This window comes from Candidatus Mycoplasma haematohominis (genome assembly GCF_902712995.1).
GTDB lineage: Bacteria > Bacillota_I > Bacilli_A > Mycoplasmatales > Mycoplasmoidaceae > Eperythrozoon_B > Eperythrozoon_B haematohominis.
In genome coordinates, this window is record NZ_CACTIB010000020.1 from 1 (window position 1) to 20,516 (window position 20,516).

Here is a 20,516-nt window from a genome sequence, read left to right on the forward strand (position 1 = left end):
GGATATTTAGTACCTTTACTATTGGGTAACCTGAACTTGTGTATTTTTTATCGTCAAAACTAAAGCCTCTGATGAATTGAACGACTTCATCCAGTCTTTTCCATATTCAACCCCCCCCTTATACACCTTTCTTTTGATTTCGATTTTTTTTGGGCTCAAAAATTAGGAAGTTTGGGAGAAAATAAGGTTTCGTTTATTTTTTAGAAGGAAACCTAACCCTATTTTTTCTGGCGAGACAATAGATTATATGTTTCTTAGTATCTAATATTTTGTTGCGCTAGATAACTTTTTACGTAATTCAATACTTCTTCTTCTGTAGAGAAATCTACGCACTCCATTGCTATATCTCTACATTCTTCTAGATTTAATTGGCTAAGAACTCTCTTAATGCTTGGAATAGCTGTAGCGCTCATGGATAAAGAATTTATTCCTAGACCTACTAGTATTATTGCAGAAATAGGATTGCTTGCCATTTCTCCACATACGCTTACCTCTCTTGAGTATTTTCTTGCCCCTTCTACTGTGTACTTAATTAATGTCAAGATACTTGGATTATTTGGTTGATATAAGTAGTTCACTTCCTCGGACATTCTGTCTGCAGCGTGAGTATATTGAATTAAATCGTTACTTCCTACAGAAAAGAAATCTGCTTCCTTAGCAAAAGCTTTGGATATTACAGCGGTACTTGGTATTTCCACCATCATTCCGATTTGATAATCTTTGGAAACTGCTTTACCTTCTTTTATTAATTCCTCCTCAACTTCTTTTGTTATTGCTTTTGCCTTTGTAAATTCATCTACAGTTGCGACCATAGGAAACATAATTTTTAGTTTTCCTTTCTCGCTTGCTCTAAGCAAAGCTCTCAGTTGGGTTTTGAAAATTTCCCTCTTGTCTAGGCTAAGCCTTAAAGCTCTATATCCCAGGAAAGGATTCATTTCTTTTGGGAAAGTGAAGTAGTTTAGGTGTTTGTCTCCTCCTATGTCTAATGTTCTGATCGTTATTGGCTCTCCTTGATTTTTTTCTAGAACTTCACTGTATGCTTGATATTGCTCTTCTTCAGTTGGCCAATCTTGTGATTCCATGTAAAGGAATTCGCTTCTGAATAAACCAACTCCTTTACCTCCATATTCGATTACTTTTTTTAGATCTTTAGGTTGTCCTATATTTCCCCTTAATGGAATTTTGGTTCCATCTTTCATAATGCATTCTCCGGTTTTGAATTTCTCTAATTCTTTTTTGCTTTCTTCTGCATCTTCTCTTTTCTGTTCTCAATTGTTAATTTCCTCAGGACTTAGGTCTGTTTCTACTATTCCTTCTCTTGCGTCTATAGCTATTATTTCTCCTTCTTTCACGGAATTAGTTATGTTTTTTAAAGATACAATGGCCGGAATTTCTAATGTTTTGGCCATGATTGCAGAGTGGGATGTTGCACCTCCAATGTTGGTTGCAAAACCTTTTATGTATTTTTTGTTAAGCATCGCTGTCTCACTAGGACTTAGGTCGTGAGCAATTATGATGCTTTCCTCTTGTATTAGAAGAAGATCAGGCAACTTAACTTGGCATACGCATGCTAAAAATCTTCTCTTTAAATCTTTGATGTCGCTGGCTCTTTCTTTGAAATAATCATCTTCCATTCCTTCAAATATCATCTGATATTTGTTGAATACTTCGTTTACTGATCAAGCAGCGCTCTTACCTTCATTAATTAATTTTTTTATTTCCTCGTGAATTTGTTCGTCTTTAGCTATTTCTAGATGCGCTTGAAATATTTCTCCTTTTTCCGGAGAGATTTTTTCTGTAGCAATCTTAATTAACCCTTCTATTTGAGAAATTACTTCTTGTTGACACGAAAGAAAATAGTCTCATTCTTTGCTCTGATCAGTTGACTCTTCTTTGTAGTTGAACTCGGGATCCTGTAATAAGAAAACTTTTCCTATTCCAACACCATCTCCTACACCAATTCCTTTAAATTGTTTGGACACCTATTTATTAAGAAGTAATATTTATTTAAATAATAAAAGCTTAATTTTAAATTATTGGAAAATTCTGAGATACTGAAACTCGCGGTATTAGAAAAAAAGAGACAAGAGGAAACTTTGAGCTTAATTGCTTCTGAGAATTCTGTATACCCAGAAGCCTTAGAAATTGCTAGTTTTCCTCTTTCTAATAAGTATTGTGAAGGGTATCCAGGGAAAAGGTTTTATGCAGGGTGCGAATATATAGATTTGATTGAGAGTGAAGCAATTGAGTCTACAAAGAAACTATTTAGTTGTAAGTATGCCAATGTTCAATCTTTTTCTGGCTCTATAGCTAATTTATCCATATATAAGGCTTTGTTGAAGCCCGGGGATACTATCCTTAGCATGGATATGTCCTCTGGAGGACATTTGACTCATTCTTCTAAAGTTTCGTTTGTTACGCATTACTATAAGGTGGAGACTTATACAGTGGACAAAGAAACACTTAAATTGGATTATTCATCTATTAGGGATATTGCTTTGTCTGTAAAGCCTAAGTTAATAATTGCAGGAGCATCCAGTTATCCTTTTGAGATTTGCTTTGAGTCTTTTAGAAAGATTGCAGATGAAGTTGGCGCTTATTTATTGGCAGATATTTGTCATTTATCTGGATTTGTAGCAACTGGATTGCATAATCATTGTTTTCCTCATGCACATGTTGCAATGTGCACTACACATAAACAATTAAGAGGTACTCGAGGAGCTCTAATATTTTGGAATGATGAAGATTTAACTGAACGTATAAATAAATCAGTATTTCCTGGAACTCAAGGAGGCATGAATCCTTCTACTATAGCTATCAATACCATTGCTATAAAGAAATCTCTGAGTTCTGATTATTTTCAATATATGTCAGATGTACTGATGAATGCTAGAATAATGATGAATAAGCTAAAAGAATTGGGGGCAGCCGTAATAGGAACTCAAACTCACTTTTTTTTGGTAAATACTAAAAAATCTTTTGGCCTTACAGGTTTAGAAGCTTCTAAACTTTTAGAAAAGGCAGGATATATTACTAATCCAAATCTACTCCCCTTTGATACCGAAAGCCCTTTTATAACTTCCGGTGTTAGAATTGGAACGCTTTTTTTAACTACTTTAAAACCCTCAATCGAGGAAGTGGAGTGATTGGTTAATCAGATTTTTAAAGTTCTGTCTAGTAAGAAAACAGAAGTTGCGTTAAAAGCAAAGGAGTATTTAAAGAATTGGAGAATAAATAGATGTATAGATAGTGACTAATAACGATAATAAGACGGTGTGTACTAGATATGCTCCGTCTCCTACTGGTTCATTACATGTTGGAGGGGCTAGAACTGCTTTATTTAATTATTTATATGCAAAGAAAAATGACGGGAAGTTTATCTTAAGAATAGAGGATACCGATAAAGCAAGGAATATTACAGATGGGCATATAGCAATTGAGAATGATCTGAAGGCTTTAAATATATTTCCTGATGAATCATTTAGTGTTCCAGGATCTAGAGGGCCTTATCTTCAATCTCAGAAGTTGAATAGGTATCATGAGTTAGCAGACAAGCTTCTAAAAGAAGGAAAGGCATACAGATGTTTTTGTACTGGGCATAAATTGGAAGAATCTAGACAGGCGGCATTAGCTAATAATTCAACTCCGATTTATTCAAGAAAGTGTAGGTTCTTGTCTGAAGAAGAAATACAGAAAAATTTGGCGGATAAGAAACCATACACTATTAGATTGAAGGTAGATATTCTGGAGAAGTATGAGTGGAATGATTTGATAAGGGGAAATATTTCAGTGCCTGAGTACTCTATGAGTGATTATGTGATTATGAGATCTGATAAGAGTCCAACATATAACTTCACAGTAACTGTAGATGATTTTGATATGGGAATTACTTGTGTTTTAAGGGGAGAAGAACATATTGCAAACACTCCTTATCAATTGGCTACATATCATGCGCTTGGTTTTGTGGATGGAATTCCAAATTTTGGGCACCTTTCAATTATTGTGGATAAGGATAGAAAAAAAATGTCTAAGAGATCTGAAGATGAGTTTAATTTTGTATCTGGGTTAATAAGTAAGGGCTATCTTCCTGAAGCTATTGTTAATTTTTTAGCGCTTTTAGGTTGGTCGCATGGAGAACAGGAAATATTTAGTCATGAGGAGTTAATTAAGTTGTTTGATATTAGTTCTGTAAGTAAATCTCCAGCTTTTTTTGATATTGAGAAATTGAATTGGATTAATCATAAATACATACAAGGAATGACACAAGATTATTACTTAAATTACTTGATTCCTATATTTACTGTGGATTTAGGAGAGTATGAACAAAAGAAAAAGTTATTTGCTTTGGCAAATAAAAAGAATATTTATTACGGTTCTCAGTTGAATGAGTTGGCTTTGGAGTTTTATACTCCTGGAAAATTGACTCCTGATTTAATAGATATTTTGAAGAAAGGTAAAAAAGTAGTCAGTCTGGCGTATGATAATTTTCCAAGAGTAGAAGAGGACTGAAACCAAACGACTATAAGGAATTATCTGAAACAGTTGTCTCAAGTTAGTGGAATAAAAGGCAAAGATTTTTTTAAACCTCTAAGAGTCGCTTGCTCTTTCAAAGAAGAAGGTTTTGAATTGTCTAATGTTTTGGAATGTTTGGGAAGAGATACTGTTATTAAGAACTTAGTTGAATCTCTAGAAGCCGTAAAAAGTGAATAAATTATTAGGTTTTCATATACCTCATCTTGCAATAAAAAAAGATCAGTCTCATTTCATAAAGGATCCCATATACAGGTCTATTCATTTTGACAGAGAACAAACTTGGCTCTATCAATTGGTGGATACTCTTGAGTTTCAGAGATTACACAGACTTAAACAAATGTCTTTGAATTTCTATAACTTTTCTTCTGCTTTACATACAAGGTTTACTCATTCTTTAGGAGTTTATGAGTTGTGTAATAGGTTTATTAAGCATTTCATATCTGAGGGAGAGTTAGATAAGGAAAAGAACTTTAAGGAGATAAATATTGCTTTAGGAGCAGCAATATTGCATGATATAGGTCATGGACCTTTATCTCATGCTTTTGAGTATGCCATTAAAAATTTTGAGCATGAAAGAATGGGAATTAGGATTATTACTTCTCCTGAAACAAAGATAAATAAGTTATTAAGAGAGAAGTCATTGCATGATGGTTTAGATGAAGATTTCTATGCCAGAGAGATAGTCAAGGTATTGGATAAGAGTAGTGAATATAAGTGGATAACTGAGTTGATTTCCTCTGATGTGGATGTTGACAGGATGGACTACTTAGTTAGAGATTCTTATTTTTCTGGAGTTAGGTACGGGAACAATATAGATGTAGATTTATTTATTAAGTGATCTACTATTCAGAATGGAAGTTTTGGTTTTAGAAAGAAAATTATGAATAGTTTGGAACATTTTGCATTGTCTAGGAAGCATATGTATGAAGATCTGTACAACAATGCTGTGTTTAGAGTGTATGAAAATTTGATTACAAAGATTTGTAATTTTTTGGTTACTCATATAGATCACTATAAATCTAAACCTTCTTTTCAGAAGTATTTATTTATGTTTTTGATGCCTGATGAAAATTGACCATTGGAAGACTTTTTGGATTTGGATGATGAAAGATTTTTGATCTTTTTGCAATCTGCTTTAATTGATGGAATTATGTTTGATGAGGCAAGAATATATCTTGGTCTTTTATTTGGAATTTGATTAGATGAAAAGGGTAATCCAATTTCTGCTAGAGATATCGAAGTGGAAAAAGTCCCTCTCGACGAAGCAACTTTAGTTAAACAAGAAAAGAAGAAGGGTGATAAATTTATAAAAGTAAATATATGAGATCCATATAATAAGAGGTTAACACCTATTCTTATTTAAAATAAATAAAGTATGTCATTGGATAATAGCGCAGAAGACGTTAAGAGAGAACCAGTTCAAGTTTTACACGTTACTGAACTTGTTGATATTGCTTACGGTATAGCTAAAGAGCAGTTTCAGAATCAGTTCTTTTCTTTTTCTGAAATATGGAGTAAGGTTTGGAAGTCTGCTGAGAGGTTTTCTAAGGAAAAAGTTGAGGACTGAATAGGTTATTTTTACACAGAGCTGATATTAGACCCTAGGTTCACAATTTATGGGTTTAATAATTGAAAGTTGAGAGAGTTTGTTCCTCTTAATGAAATTAAGAAACTGGAAAAAACTATCTTCTCAGATGATGCTGTTTTTGAGGAAGAATATGAAGCTTATATAACTTCAGTGAAAAATAAGAATAAAGAAGTTGAAATTATTCCTAGTGATGAGACTGCATCATTTGATCCAGAAGAGGATTCTTCTGAGGAAGAGGAGACAAGCGATGAAGAGGCTGAAGATGGAGCAAGTAATAGGATTGAAAAAGATGAATTATTTGAAAGCGAGGAAGAATAGTGGTGCCCAAGGGGGGAATCGAACCCCCACAATATTGCTATTGGCAGATTTTGAGTCTGCTGCGTCTACCAGTTCCGCCACCCGGGCATATAGGTAACAATTAGAATTTTACTGTTTTTTAGAATTTTTAAGCATGGCTTTTGATAGATTTAACAGAGATCCAGAGAAACCGTTGCATCAGATAAATGAAAGAATTACTTGTTCTCCTGTATTGTTGGTAATTCCTGATGGGGAAAATAAAGTTGTAACTATTGAAGAAGCGCTTGATTTAGCAAAACAAAAAAATCTAGATTTAGTTTTGATTAACGATAAAGCAGACACTCCTATCGTAAAAATACTTGATTACGGAAAGTTTTTGTATGAACTTAAAAAGCAAAAGTCAGGTAATAAGAAACATACCATTAAAGTTAAATCAGTAACTGTTAAACCTCAGATAAGCGCACACGATATTGGTTGAAAAGCTGATAAAGCGATTGAGTGATTTAAATTAGGCGATAAAGTTCAATTTGTAGTTAAAGCTCCTGGGCGTATGTCAGAAAGACTAGATCTTATAAATGAGGTTTATGATTCTTTTACTAAATTAGTTGAAGAATATGGAAAGCCTAAAGAAGCGTTAAAGAAGATTAGTAAAATTCAATATGCGACATATTTCTTTCCAACTGGTAAAAAATAGATATGAAAAATAAAATTAAAACAAAGAAAGCCTTTGCTAAAAGATTCTTAGTTTTGGGCAATGGTAAGCTTAAGAGAAAGCATTCACATAGATCCCACTTGGCTTCTAATAAAACTACTAAACAGAAAAGACATGCTAGGAGTTCTGCTATTCTTAATAAACCACAAATGAAAAGAGCTTATCAATTGCTTCAACGTTAGATAATGCGAGTACCTGGAGGTTATAAGACAAGACAAAGAAGAAAAAAAATAGTTAAGAGGGCTGAGGGATATTGAGGTCATAGGCATGTCTCTTATAGAACTGCTAGACAATCTTTAGTTAGATCAGCGCAATATGCTTTTATTTCTAGAAAACAAAGAAAGAGAGATTTCAGAAGATTGTGAATCCTTAGGATCAACGCAGCTGCTAGATTAAATGGTGTTACTTACTCTAGATTTATGGAGGCTATGAAGAAAAATAACGTAGGCTTAAATAGAAAGATGCTTTCTGAAATGGCAATTCACAATCCTGATCAATTTAAGAATCTTTGCGGACTGGTCAAATAGTGGGCGCATTAATTGACTGAGCAGATTTATTAAATGCTCAAAAGGAGTTAGATCTTTTTGTTTTTAAGAATAAGGGTTTAACTTATCAGGATACTTCTAAAAAAAGACTTTTGTCTTTGATAGTTGAGTTAAGTGAGTTATCTAATGAAACTAAAGTGTTTAAGTTTTGATCTGAAAAGGGATGAGATGAGGAGAAAGTATTGTCTGAGTATGCGGATGTCTTACATTTTGTTCTTTCTATCTTTCAGGAAAGAGGTTTCAGTTTGGATGGGATAGGAGTTAGAGAACCGGCAAATAAAAAAGATAAGGAGTTTTTGACTGATTTTTTTCTTATGTTGCATAAAGATTTAAGTTCTGTTATATGTTTTGATAGTTCTTGCGCAGCAGATATGGAGTCTTCTTTTAGAAGTTGAGTTCAAAAATTCATTGACTTATCTAGTTATCTTGGTTTTTCTTGAGATAAGATCATGAAATCTTTTTTAGATAAAAGGAATGTGAATTGAGAGAGACAAAGAAGCGGATATTAGATGGCAGAGTATATACAGGCAATAGATCTTAGAAGAGGTCAGACAATTATTTGGAAGGGAGAGTTGTATTTAGTTCTTGATCATTCTTTTAATAAGACAGCTATGAGGGGAGGAATAGTTAAATGCAAAGTTAAATGTTTAAAGACTAAATCTATAACTATTGAGGATTTTTCTGGAAGCAAGTTTGAGAAAGCAGTAATAGAGAAGGTAGAGGTTATTTATTCATATGAAGATAATGGAATACTTCATTTTTTAGATAAGGATACTTATGTGGATATAGAGGTTAATGGAGATGACTTTAAGGAAGAAATGAAGTATCTTGAAGATGGATTGGAAGTTATTTTGAGTATGTGAGATGGAGAAGTTTTATTTATAAATCTTCCTGAGATAGTTACTCTGACTATAGATAGGTTTGATGATGATTTGCCAGCTACAGAACAGAAGAAGGCAATTACTAGCACTGGATTAGTTGTTGCTGTTCCTAAGTTTTGTGAAGTAGGAGAGAAGATTTCTGTTTCTACTTCAGATGGCAAATATAGATCGAGATAATAGGTATTTTTATTTAAGGCTATTCGGATTACCCTTTAGTTTATTTAGGTATTTTTTTAAGCTCTTTAAGTTAAAGAGGATTTCGAAGAACTATGTTGTAGGGGCTTCTGATGATAGCGAAGAGAGTAGGTATACTAAGTTTTTAGCTTTATATAAGAGTCAGTTATTTAGAAAAAAATTAGAGTATTCTTTCGTTTTTAAAAAGAAGATAGCAAAGCAACAGATCATTTTTGTAGTTAACGATATTCTGGATTGGTATTCTATAGGTTTGATGAATTACATAGTTAAATATCAAGAACATCCCTATCCTAAGTTTCTACTTAATGATTTGTTTATCGATAAGAAGAAAGACAATAATTTGCCTGTTTTCTGGGACTTTATAGATACTTTCTATGGAGAAAGTGATTTAGATAGGGCATTGTCAAACAAGAGGTCTTTATTTATAGAAAGAAGCTTTTTAGCGAGACATCCTAATTCAATGGAGAAGATTAAAGCTAGTCATATTTCGATCATGCCAATTTATTGCCTGAGACAAATGGATAATGATAGGATTTGATATTTTTCTGGAGAGTTAATAAAGACCTCTAATTTGGTCTTATTTAAGAGCTGCGCTTTGTTGGAAACTATAGATAATGCATTTTTAAAACTAGAAAAAGAAGCTCAAAATGTTGTTACAAACAGGAAAAACCAGAAGAAAAAATAACTCTAAAGTTATCTGTAATTTGTTTGTAATATATTATTATTTAAATTAGTATTCCAGGGTAGGTAGCGAAGTGGCTAAACGCTTCTGACTGTAGATCAGACACCTTATGGTTTCGGGGGTTCGAATCCCTCCCTGCCCACCAGTGTTGGGCTGTAGCCAAGCGGTAAGGCACTAGACTTTGACTCTATGATGCGATGGTTCGAATCCATCTAGCCCAGCCATTTTTTCGACTTGCTAGCTCAGCGGTAGAGCATTCGCCTTTTAAGCGAAGGGTCCTGGGTTCGAATCCCAGGCGAGTCACCAGTTTTTAATTTAAAAATATAGATGTTGTTTGTTTTTAGTGCTGGAGTGGCGGAATAGGTAGACGCCCAGGACTTAAGATCCTGTGAAGCTTTGCTTCGTGAGAGTTCGAGTCTCTCTTCCAGCACCATATAAGCGGCCATAGTTTAATGATAGAACAATAGCCTTCCAAGCTATCGATGTGGGTTTGATTCCCATTGGCCGCTCCATGTTATTTATTTTTTCTGCATTTGTTGATTTTTTCGAAATGAACCTTTAAGACTGTTATTATTTAAGCTTTAAAAGATTTCTCGTGTTTTCTTTAGAGTCCATTAAGGAGAATCTAGGTGCTGGTTTAGGCGAAAGAGAAGTTGGGTTTATTGTTGATACGTTTAAGAGAACTGCTTTATATTTCTTTCTATTTGGATTTTTTGTTTCTGGGTTAGCTTCTCTTCTCCTTGTTGCGTTTGGAGAGGCAGCAATCTTATTTATTTTGTGTGTTGGAATAGTAGGGTTTTTGTCAAACTTTGTTTTGTGATGAAAGTATTGAAAATACCAGAAGGATCCTGTATCGGTTTCTGATAGTTTTATTTCTACTTCTTATTTTGTCTTATTTCTTTCTTATACAAGTGCATGCGTTTTTTCTGCCATGTATTTGTCTTCTATCATTGCCAAACATGTAGGAGGGTTAGCCTTGGCTAATTTCTACATGATGTTGATGGTTATGGCTGTGTTTGGGTTAGCTTTCTTGGTTTATATGATTCCTGTTTCTATTGGAATGAGAATGTCTAAGAGATCTTCTATTATCAGTGTTGGTAAGCTTCTTTGAAGATGTTTTTTTGCTTGATTGGGTTTATTTGTTTTTGCTGCTGCCGCTATTGCTATTGCCTTGCTTCTCTCAAGTGCTCTTCTTTTAGTTTGAACAATTCTTGCTTCTTTTCTAGTTGCTTTTCTTCTTACATGATTTTTCTGGGGAGCAATGGTTGTTAGAAGTATTTTCAGAATGAAAGCTACTGTTCAATACATTGACTATGAAAATTCTTATGAGGTTGAGAGATGACACAAGTTCTTTGTTTTCGAGAATCTTTGAGGTTTGCTTTGGTTAGTTTGTAGACTTCTTTCTATTGTTGTGAGAATTTTTGCTGGGGCAAGTAGAGCTTAACTAACATTTTTGCTTGTTTTGGGATTGGGTATAAATGCAATAATTTTCAGATAGTTCTTTTGTGTATGATAAAAAAGTAAAATTCTTATCAGAGATTTATGTTTTCTTTTAGTTACAGAAGTTTCCGTAATCACCTTAGGAGTCCTCTAGAACAATCTGAAGTACGTTTCCTTATCAGAACTTTCTCTTATTCTGCTTTATATTTCCTTCTGTTTGGGATTTTTATTTCTTGTGTTCATTGAATAGTCTTTAAGATACTTGGAAGTTCTCCAGCTGTTTATTTAATTCTTACTTTTCTAGGCATTCTTTGTTACTTTCCCCTAAGTTTCTTTGCTCTTAAGTATAGGAATAATCCCTTGAGAGTTCCTACCTCCTTTGTCATGACTGCTTACATGACTTTATTCTCTACCTTTGTTCTTATTTTCTTAGGCCTTTCAGGTGTTCTGGGTCATGTTTTATTGGGCTCAGAAGCTATGGGCAAAACTCAACAGCATGTTTTGTTGACTATTCTTGCTGTATTTGGAGTTACTTGCTTCGTTTACTTAATTCCTGCAGCTATGGCTTTCTTCATTTCAAGTAGAAGAACTGTTATGACTCTTAATAGATTTTTAAATTTCTGTTATCTGCTTTATATTGCTTTGTTTGTTGTTACAGTTCTAGTAGCTTTCTTGGGTTTAAGTCTAAGTGGAGTTCTTCATATTGTTCTTTTCCTTTTGGTTTCAGTTCTATTGTTCTTCTCTCCTGTGTTGACTGTTTATAGGATGAAAACAGTTGCTCATTACATAAACTACGAAGATCCTTTTGAAAGAAAAAGATGAGAGAATTACTTTACTTTCGAAATAACATTCCAACTTTTGCAGATAGCCGCACATGTCTTAAGAATAGTGATAATGTTCATGCACTTGGGCCCTAAAACAAGATTAAGATAGTTTTTTAAATTTCTATAGTTCATTGTGGGTTTTCTTTTTAAGACCACTCTGATACATGTAAAAAAGAATTTAGCAGTAGTATCAGTATTAGGTTTTTTCGTTGCTTTCGGCACTTCCGTATTATCTTCAGTAGATTTACTTTCTTCTAACTTAAATAAGGGTTTTCATGAGATTAATTACGATAGTAATCCTCATGATCTGGTTTTACTTAGTAAGTTATTTAAACCATCTCAGGAACTTAAGGTAAATCCTACTTTTGAGACTGAACTATCAAAGGTTGCTTTTACACCTAAGTGAGGATATAAGTGGTCTTTTGATAGTAATAAGGAGAACGGGTGGGTTAAGACTAAGGATGCTCAGACTAAATCTAGTCAAGAGGGTTCTTCAGGAGGCGTTCAAATATCTGGAAATGATAAATTATCTCAGACAGCAAAGCTAGTTTTTACTATTCCTCACTCAGAGGCTTTTGCTAAGTATTCCTACAATAACTGATTACTTGTTTGTTCATCTTCATCTAGTTTTGTTTCTGAATATTCGAGAGAGATTCAGTGATTAGACAGAAACAACTCTACTTTTAATCCTGTTCAAGGTCCATCACAATCATGGGATATTTTTGATCTTGAAACTCCTTTTTCATCTCAACAAATAAATTCAGGTTGTTTTGACGGTTCTTTTGATAGGTATCATTATCCTTACTTTAGTTCTTTTCTTTTTTCTGTTTATGGTTACTATCAACAGGGAATCGCAAAGTCTACTTTGAAGAATGATAATGGGGGTCAAACAATTAATGCAACGGATGAAAAAAGCAACGGCGTTGATGAGAAAGCAGATGTTCTAGAAGCAGATGAGATAGCAGAAGTGCATAGAAAACTGAGCGCTTTCAATCCTAAAAGATTTTGGAAGAATCAAATTGGGGGAAAGTGAACATTCATGCATTTATTTGAATCTGATTTTTTCCTTGCATTTAGATTGCCCTTTAAGAACAACTTGGCAGGAAAGGATATTTCCAAGAAGTTCAAGCAACTTGTTCAAAATATGAAATCTAGGGAAATTTTTTATAGATTAGACGAAGGAACTAGGCAAAGTGTTAATTCTTTTGTTAACAGCAATGAATTTGAGACTCTAAATCTTAAGTTCTATCTGACGTCTTTTAATGATGCTTTAAATGAATTTTCTTTTTGGTTGCCCATGATTCCTGGGATGACCTATAAAGAGACTTCTATCTTGTTGTTGAAGTTGGTTCTGTGAGATATTTTGAGTAAGGGAGATAGAGTAGAGAATTTAATTGAAAAATTGAAATGAAGCGGTGAAATAAAGAACAATTTAGAAAAGATAGTTGAAAGTTTAGATGAAAATGCGAAAGGATTAAGTGATTGAAATATTTTTGAAAAGTTTCAAGAGGGAGTAGATGGAAAGCGGGGCGAAAAAGATAAAAAGCCTACCGATGCTGCTAGTTATTTGTTTTCTGTTTTAGAGGCAAATAAAAAAATAAATGAACTAACTCCTAAAAATGAAACTATCAAAAAAGCAGGAGATGAATTTCAGGAATTTAAATCTTCAGATAATGGAAACGGAGATACAGAGTTTTGCACTCAAAATGGTGACCAGTGTTCAAACTTAGGTTATCAGGATAGCGACACATTAGTTAAAGCAGTTAAGAGTGTTTTTGGTTCTTGAATAAAAGGAGAATACCGGCAACCTTCTAAAACTAATGGAGAGAAATTCATTCCCTCTTTTAATAAAGATTCTCATAAAAAATTTTCAACTGCATCAACAGGAAACAACAATGGTAAAAAACCTTTCCAAAAAACAGGCGATAATTATGAGTACTATAGAACATATCCAGATGATTTTAAGACTGTTTATGAACAACTAGTTGAAAGGGTTATTTTTAAGTCACTTAGTCACTATTTGACCTCTGTTGAAATTGAAAACCTAAAAACAATTAAGAAATTTATAAGCGAGCATGAGATATTTACTCTTACATTTTTGTTACAGAACTTTAATTACGATCCAAATTTACAAGAGAAAAATAGAAAGAGAATTCAGGATTTAAATGATTCAAACGTTAAATATAGCTCAATATCTACTTTCTTGCCTCAGAAAGCTTCCGATAATTTCTCTTCAACCTATGAGGAAAATGACTATTCTCCTTCTGTTAACTACCATAAATCTTTAGTAGTATTCAATTCTTCTTCTACTTCTTCCAAATTAAATGATCCTTCTAAAAAGAATCATGCTTTTAAGATAATTTCTCAGGAAAGAAAGGATGATGCTTATGTTAATAGGATCAAAGTTATTTCAGGAAATCCTTTATTTGATGCATCTATTGATAATGTTGTTGATTTTAAAAAGATAGCTGAGTTAGAGACTGAACCAAATAAACATTACATAATAACAAGAAAACTTCTGCCAGCATTTAAGTTACTTTCTAGAGCTAAGTTTTCTAACCCTAAACATAAGAGATTATTTACCAGATATTTCCAATACTTTGGAAATGAAAGAGATGAGACTTGAGAGAATAAAGCTTGGATTACTTATGAAGATTTAGAAGCATACAGAAGAATCTATGACTCAGTTATTCAGAGCTCTAGAAATATAGTTACACAGGGCTCAAAACTATTTTTTAGTTTAAGTAATTTTGAAACAATTTATTTTTTAAGAACTTTCGATGTTCACTCTGATGTTATGTCTCTTCAGAGTCCCGCTTACATCGATCAGTTCTCTGCATACTTTACCATTATCTCTCCTGATTATGCAGCTAAAAATGGAATTAAACCTATTTCTAATCAGCAATATGCTAAGTTCAAAAAGATAGTAGAGAGCGGAGATACTACTCAGGAGGAATGAGAGAAGGAGTATTCAACTTTTGTCATGAATCCAGCAAATCATGACAGTATCGTAAATGTAAACGGGAATAAGTTAATAGTTGTAGGAACAGGGATCTCCCCTGACATGCTATTGCCTACTCATTCGTTCTTAAATCTAGTTCCTAATAAGGAAAAAGAGGCTCTTATTTTTGTAGATAAGTTTGGTTATAGAAACGTTAAATACAACTCATTATCTGCTTGGGATGAATACTATTTGTCTCTTTCTTATCCACAAATAGTTAAGGACTTATCAATCGAGAAGGAATATAAATCTCAACTTGAGAACTTTATGACCCAATTCTTGTTGGGAGGAAATGCAGGCGAGGTTGTAAATACTGAATTTGACTTATTTACAGTTAAAGATGCTGATTCTCTGAAACTTGTTTTCTTAAGAAGTAATTACGTAGATTATTTCTTGGGAGCTACCCATGCTATCTCATGAACTTTGTTAGCTTTCATGGGAGTAATAATCTTCTTTACTGTATGAGTATTGATTAAGAAATATATTGCTTCATCAATCAATATCTTTGGGATATTCGTAGCTAACGGAATTACTAGAAAACAAATTATCCTTAATTCTTTCTCATTCATTCTTATTCCGGCATTGATCGGTTCATTGTTTGGTTATTTTGTAGCTTTAGGACTGCAACCAACTCTATTCTCTATGGTTTCAGATATTTGATATTTGAAACCTGTATTTAGTGGTTTCAATTTATCAACCATGTTGTATTACGTGTTGATCACTCTAGGTACATTGGCACCTTTATCTTGAATTTCAGCTTATTGAATGATGAAGGATGATGTGAGTCAATTGATGAAAGTAAATGTTGCTTTCAAACATAACAAAGCTACTGAGCTTATCTACAAATTATTTAAGAATGCTTCTTCATTGTGGAAATTTAGAGCTTCAGTGATTATGAACACTATTAATAGAGGATTGATTCTTTCCTCTGCAACTGTATTTCTATTTGTTTTCAGTAGTTTCTTATTCAATAATTTGGGTCAATTCCAAGCTGTAAGTAACTTTGAGTTGGCAACTAAAGATTATGGATTTGATATTGCTTTAGAAACTCCTTCTATTCAATCTGGACAACCTCATTTGTCTAGTTACACAAATTTAGGTGATAGTTTCATGAACCGTATTCCTCACAGCAAGAAAGTTCCTTATCAGAAAACAACAAAAGGAGAATGAGGTGTTGAGGAAATTAAATTCAATAAAGATAATCCTGAGTTAGTAGCTAGTGGTCTTTATTCTGCTTATATTCCTAAGGATTTAGAGAGTTTTTATACAACTTGTTCAGATAAGTTGAAGATGAATGATTGGTACAAAAAATTAGGAACATTTGACTTTAACTATCCTGCTCATGTATTTAATAAGACTCCATACAACGTTTATATGTTTGGTAATTCTTTGACTAAGAAAGAAAATGTAGAAATTGATTGCCAAAAAGATTTATCTGAGTATTTCACTAGATCAGAGATGAATCTTCCTATTCCGGATGTAGATTCAACAAAAGTCTTTTATAGTTCTAGAAAGAAATTTCTTGCAGGGGACGGGACATCCAATAGTGAAGATAATAGGAAATTTAAAGTAGATGACAGTGATGCAAACGCAAAAGAACTTAAATATTTGGGGGATTATGTTCCTATTAAGAATGAGTTGAGGAAGAAAAGCGCTGCTAATGGAAAATCTAATGCAGGAGGAAATGGTGATAAAGAATATGAAATGATTAAGTATGGAAATGAACCGTTATTTAAACCTTTAATTGACTATTACAAAAATAATAAGGAATTAAAAATTACAAATGCTAATGTTGAAAAACTTGATGGAGGTTTGCAATCCTACACTTTCTGGAAGAAAAATGGAGCTAATGGAGCTCAAGTGAAGACAAAAAATGGAGGATCAGATGGCAAACCAACAAAAAAAGGAGAAGACTTCTTGAGTTTTAAAAATGGAAATAGCGGAGGCCAAGATCAAACACATGACCATCCAACTCTAAGAAGACTATTTAAAGATCAGGCCAATTACTGATTGTTCTCATATCAGGATTTGAAATCTGTTATTGATAATCCTGTTTTCTTCAGAAACAAAGTAATTATGCCAATGTTGTTTAACCATGACTGAACTCTACAGTTGTTTGGAAAAACTTTGAGAGTTAACCCATGAAATGAATTTAGTGAATTCTTTTCTAAATACTCTACAGAGCTTATGTCAGCTATGGAATCTAACTATGTAAATTACATTAATGAGATTATTAAGTCTAGATATGGAGCTTTCTTTGTTAATAGATTTATGACTAAGCACGAGGCAGCAAACCATAATATAAATCATGCACCAGGAAAACTTTACTATCAAAAACCTACTTGGAAGGTAACTAATTCAATTGTTGCAAAAGAGAATAAAAGCCAAATAGAAGAAGGTCTATATTGATTCGACGCAGAAAAGATTATTTATTTCTATGACAAGTTGAAATCAATTGATCAATTAGGAAGCGCAAAGCCTAAAGATCCGGATTCAAATAGCACAAAACATCCTGAGAGATTCATTATCTTCAGACCAGACTTCTTGTATTTATTCTTTGCTCTATCTAAGGATGAACACTTCTTAAAACCTGAGATAGCACCAATGAAGATTTCATTCCATCAAAACGTTTATACACCTGATTACTCAAAACCTTTTGAAGAATGAAGTATTAGCGGAGATGCAGCAGCAGATTCCGCTCTTAAAAAAGGATTAACTTCTGAATATAAAGATGTAAGCAATGAGGAATATGAAAAAACCCCTAATGGCGATCAAACATATACATATTTGAATGTTCTATTTTCTGGAAGTAATAAATTATCAAAAATAATAGGACTTAAACAGGATCCGAGAGGTTCTTATGTGAAATTAAATAAAGATGGAAAAAATATAAATCACAAACTGTATGCCAATAAATTTGATGATGGATCATATCCAGTGATTATTAACCACTTTACTGCCAAGAAATTGTATGCAACTCTAGGTTCAACACTGGAAGTATCTATCGTTAATACTATTGATAGATTTGTGAAGAGAATGCAAGGAGATAACTCTCACAAAAAAGTTAAGTTAAGAGTAGTTGATATATACGATTCTTATTACAACGATTCTTTCTACATTAGTCAGAAACATGCTAATGAAATAATAGGGCTGGATCCTGATTATGGGTATAACGGAATTTACACTAATAAACAAACAAGCAGTGTAGATAATCTACCTATGCAGCTGATTAAGGCTGTATCTGGTTACAGTAGTTCTGGTATATATGCAAAACAAAAAATAAATAAATCATCACCTGCATTCTTGAGTTTCTTGGATTCTAATGCTGGTTTAATTCTAGATTCTGATTGATCTTCACACTTTTTACATCAACCAAAAAACCATAAATGGATTCAGTTGAAGGCTGGTTTATCTGATGAACAATTTGGCAGATCAGATCAGATAGCTAATGTTCTTGAACAAGTTTATGGTTCTAATTACTCTATTAATTCTTCAATAATTGCTCTTGAAAATGCGAGTTTATTTAATGATTTTGTGTTTAGTACTGTATCTGACTTAGTATTGTCAGTAATAAATTTATTTATTTCTGTATTTACTCCTTTATTGATATGTACATTATTGATTATTACTACTCTAATTATTGAAGATTTAAAAAATCTATTGACTATCTTGAATCTTTTAGGGTTTACTCATGTTGAAAACTCAATAACTATATTACTTTACTTAGGATTAATACTAGGATTCTCTATATTTGTTGCGGTTCCTATCTCTTCTCTATTATTGTCTGTTTATGTGGACGGAATGTTTAAAACACTAAGTATTTACTTGCCTATATATTTAAGATTTGATTATGCTCTATTATCTTTTGCATTGTTGTTAGGTATGTTTGGTTTCTCCTATTGAACTTCTATGAGGAAAATAAAAGGTATGTATCTACCTGTAGCTATGAAGAGTCTAAATGAGTAGTAAGAGGTATTCAGTAGAGATTACTGATCTGACTTTTGGTTATGACAAAGGAAAGCCTATTCTTAAGGACTTAAATATACAATTACCTTTTAATAAGTACATATGTATATTGGGTCATAATGGATCTGGCAAATCTACTCTTTCTAAGTTATTGATAGGTATATTTAAAGCTTGATCAGGAACTATAAAGGTGTCGGATATAGAGTTAAATGATTCTAATTATAGAAAGATACTCCATAAAGTAGGTTTGGTTTTTCAGAATCCTGATTCGCAATTTATAGGTTTAACTGCTGAGGATGATATTGCTTTTGGATTAGAGAATAGAAATGTACCTAAAGCTCTTTCTAGAAAGATAATTAATCAGGTATCTAAATTTTTGAATATTGAGTCTTATTTAAATGTAAATTCTTCTTTTTTATCAGGAGGCCAGAAACAGAAAGTAGCTATAGCTTCTATTTTGGCTTTAAATCCGGAAATAATAATTTTTGATGAGTCAACTTCAATGTTGGATACTTGATCTAAGAAAGAGATATTGGATGTTATGCAGACATTAGTGAAAAGAGAAAATAAGACTGTTATTTCTATTACTCATGATATGGAAGAATTATTACTTGCAGATGAGATAGTTTTGTTAAAAGAAGGAAGAGTATTGGCTCATACAACACCTAAAAAGTTATTGAATGATGTTGAGTTGATGAAATCTTCTAATTTAGATTTGCCCTTTATACATTGTTTAGCTAATTCTTTAAGAGAGAAGGGTGTGAATATATCTCGTTTTGATGATGAAGATGAGTTGATTAAGTTGTTATCTCAATTAAAAAAATAAATGAATTATAGATGGTTAATAGATAAATATAAAGAGCGTAAAAGAATACTGGAATATAAGATAAAGCCAGATTCTGCAATAGAAGTGCAGGATATTAATTATCACTACGGGGAATATAAGGTAATAGATTCTTTTTCTTTTTCATTTAAGAAAAATAAGATTTATGCATTTCTTGGTAAGTCTGGATCTGGCAAATCTGTCTTAGCTGCTCACTTTAATGGTTTACTTAAGTCTCCTACTGCGAATATCTATTTATTTAATGGAGAGAATATATACAAATTCAATAAGAAGATTGCTAACTTTAGAGAGATTAGGAAGACTACAGGCATGGTTTTGCAGAATCCAGAGTATCAGTTATTTAAGGAGACAGTATTGGAGGATGTGTGTTGTGGTTTGAAGATGTTGAGGGTTACAGGAGATATTTCTCCAGAGGAGAAGAGTAAATCTAAATTGTTGGAGTTAGGTATATCTGAAGAGTTTTTTGGAAGGAATCCCTTTTTATTGTCTGGTGGCCAGAAGAAGAAAATCGCTTTAGCTGGGATATTGGTTATAGATCCAGAAATAATAATTTTTGATGAACCTATATTAGGTTTGGATCCTTTTTCTTCCGCGAAGATAGTGGAGATGATAGAGAATTTGAGAAAGCAAGGGAAAACAATAATAGTAATTTCTAATAATATTGATTTACTTTTGGAGTTAGGGGATGAAGTGTTGGTTTTGGATAAAGGAAAGTTGATAATGCACGGAACTCCCTATACTATATTTAGAGATTCAAGGTTGGATCTTGGAGTGCCTAAAATTATCAAGTTTATTGATAAGTTAGTTAAAGAGAATCCTGCTTTTGAAGCTCTTTGAGATTATGAGCCTAAGAATTTTGAGGAGTTATCCCTATCAATAGCTGATGTTCTTAGAAAATAGCTTTGTTCCTAAGAACACTCTTGTACACAACTTAAACCCTCTAGTTAAATTCATAGTATTTCTATCAATTGTTTTTCTTTTATTCCTGAGAATTTCTTTCTTAGTGCA

The 20,516-nt window shown here is 32.8% G+C and carries 16 protein-coding genes and 6 tRNA genes; 20 read left to right on the forward strand and 2 right to left on the reverse strand.

Annotated features, from left to right (window positions below):
- Positions 1 to 254 precede the first annotated feature (254 nt).
- On the reverse strand, positions 255 to 1,982 hold the full coding sequence (gene ptsP, locus H6411_RS03205; RefSeq protein WP_216083206.1) for a phosphoenolpyruvate--protein phosphotransferase: 1,728 nt from the start codon (positions 1,980 to 1,982) through the stop codon (positions 255 to 257).
- Between the two features lie 54 nt (positions 1,983 to 2,036).
- Here ptsP and glyA point away from each other — a divergent pair, with 54 nt between their 5' ends.
- From glyA to rpoE, 4 genes are read left to right on the forward strand one after another with little or no spacing between them, the layout of a single operon-like run.
- Positions 2,037 to 3,257, forward strand: a complete 1,221-nt coding sequence (glyA, locus tag H6411_RS03210; protein ID WP_216083207.1) for a serine hydroxymethyltransferase — start codon at positions 2,037 to 2,039, stop codon at positions 3,255 to 3,257.
- Positions 3,250 to 4,710 carry a glutamate--tRNA ligase gene (gene gltX / locus H6411_RS03215; protein ID WP_216083208.1) on the forward strand — a complete coding sequence of 487 codons (1,461 nt, stop codon included), beginning with the start codon at positions 3,250 to 3,252 and terminating at the stop codon, positions 4,708 to 4,710. The genes glyA and gltX overlap by 8 nt, the downstream gene beginning before the upstream one ends.
- Entirely contained in the window at positions 4,703 to 5,896 is a 1,194-nt protein-coding gene (locus H6411_RS03220) for an HD domain-containing protein (RefSeq protein ID WP_246307745.1), read from the forward strand. Before gltX ends, H6411_RS03220 begins: the two co-directional genes overlap by 8 nt.
- A 12-nt stretch (positions 5,897 to 5,908) precedes the next feature.
- Positions 5,909 to 6,439: a DNA-directed RNA polymerase subunit delta gene (gene rpoE / locus H6411_RS03225; RefSeq protein ID WP_216083209.1), complete on the forward strand. Its 531-nt coding sequence runs from the start codon at positions 5,909 to 5,911 to the stop codon at positions 6,437 to 6,439.
- Here the strand turns inward: rpoE and H6411_RS03230 are convergent.
- A tRNA-Leu gene (locus tag H6411_RS03230) sits at positions 6,440 to 6,526 on the reverse strand. It lies immediately after the preceding gene.
- Between the two features lie 46 nt (positions 6,527 to 6,572).
- Here H6411_RS03230 and infC point away from each other — a divergent pair.
- From infC to H6411_RS03310, 16 genes are all read left to right on the forward strand, one after another.
- On the forward strand, positions 6,573 to 7,112 hold the full coding sequence (gene infC, locus H6411_RS03235; protein ID WP_216083210.1) for a translation initiation factor IF-3: 540 nt from the start codon (positions 6,573 to 6,575) through the stop codon (positions 7,110 to 7,112).
- Positions 7,113 to 7,114: 2 nt separating this feature from the next.
- A complete protein-coding gene (gene rpmI / locus H6411_RS03240) occupies positions 7,115 to 7,312 on the forward strand; it encodes a 50S ribosomal protein L35 (protein WP_216083211.1) in 198 nt (65 codons plus the stop codon).
- Between the two features lie 3 nt (positions 7,313 to 7,315).
- Positions 7,316 to 7,657 (forward strand): 50S ribosomal protein L20, encoded by a 342-nt coding sequence (gene rplT, locus H6411_RS03245; protein WP_216083212.1) that lies wholly within the window; start codon positions 7,316 to 7,318, stop codon positions 7,655 to 7,657.
- A complete protein-coding gene (locus H6411_RS03250) occupies positions 7,657 to 8,184 on the forward strand; it encodes a dUTP diphosphatase (RefSeq protein WP_216083213.1) in 528 nt (175 codons plus the stop codon). The genes rplT and H6411_RS03250 overlap by 1 nt, the downstream gene beginning before the upstream one ends.
- Positions 8,185 to 8,733, forward strand: coding sequence for a translation elongation factor P (locus tag H6411_RS03255; RefSeq protein ID WP_216083214.1), 549 nt, complete (start codon positions 8,185 to 8,187; stop codon positions 8,731 to 8,733). It begins immediately after the preceding gene.
- Positions 8,711 to 9,436 carry a hypothetical protein gene (locus tag H6411_RS03260; RefSeq protein WP_216083215.1) on the forward strand — a complete coding sequence of 242 codons (726 nt, stop codon included), beginning with the start codon at positions 8,711 to 8,713 and terminating at the stop codon, positions 9,434 to 9,436. The genes H6411_RS03255 and H6411_RS03260 overlap by 23 nt, the downstream gene beginning before the upstream one ends.
- Positions 9,437 to 9,492: 56 nt before the next feature.
- Positions 9,493 to 9,578 (forward strand) — tRNA-Tyr (locus H6411_RS03265).
- Positions 9,579 to 9,582: 4 nt separating this feature from the next.
- A tRNA-Gln gene (locus tag H6411_RS03270) sits at positions 9,583 to 9,657 on the forward strand.
- Positions 9,658 to 9,664: 7 nt separating this feature from the next.
- A tRNA-Lys gene (locus H6411_RS03275) sits at positions 9,665 to 9,739 on the forward strand.
- 39 nt (positions 9,740 to 9,778) lie between these two features.
- Positions 9,779 to 9,866 (forward strand) — tRNA-Leu (locus tag H6411_RS03280).
- A 5-nt stretch (positions 9,867 to 9,871) separates the two neighbouring features.
- A tRNA-Gly gene (locus H6411_RS03285) sits at positions 9,872 to 9,945 on the forward strand.
- An 83-nt stretch (positions 9,946 to 10,028) separates the two neighbouring features.
- Positions 10,029 to 10,877: a hypothetical protein gene (locus H6411_RS03290; RefSeq protein WP_216083216.1), complete on the forward strand. Its 849-nt coding sequence runs from the start codon at positions 10,029 to 10,031 to the stop codon at positions 10,875 to 10,877.
- Positions 10,878 to 11,233: 356 nt separating this feature from the next.
- Positions 11,234 to 11,806, forward strand: a complete 573-nt coding sequence (locus H6411_RS03295; RefSeq protein WP_216083217.1) for a hypothetical protein — start codon at positions 11,234 to 11,236, stop codon at positions 11,804 to 11,806.
- Positions 11,807 to 11,830: 24 nt separating this feature from the next.
- Entirely contained in the window at positions 11,831 to 18,664 is a 6,834-nt protein-coding gene (locus H6411_RS03300) for an ABC transporter permease (protein ID WP_216083218.1), read from the forward strand.
- Entirely contained in the window at positions 18,657 to 19,490 is an 834-nt protein-coding gene (locus H6411_RS03305) for an energy-coupling factor transporter ATPase (RefSeq protein WP_216083219.1), read from the forward strand. The genes H6411_RS03300 and H6411_RS03305 overlap by 8 nt, the downstream gene beginning before the upstream one ends.
- On the forward strand, positions 19,491 to 20,408 hold the full coding sequence (locus tag H6411_RS03310) for an ATP-binding cassette domain-containing protein (protein WP_216083220.1): 918 nt from the start codon (positions 19,491 to 19,493) through the stop codon (positions 20,406 to 20,408).
- Positions 20,409 to 20,516: the final 108 nt, after the last annotated feature.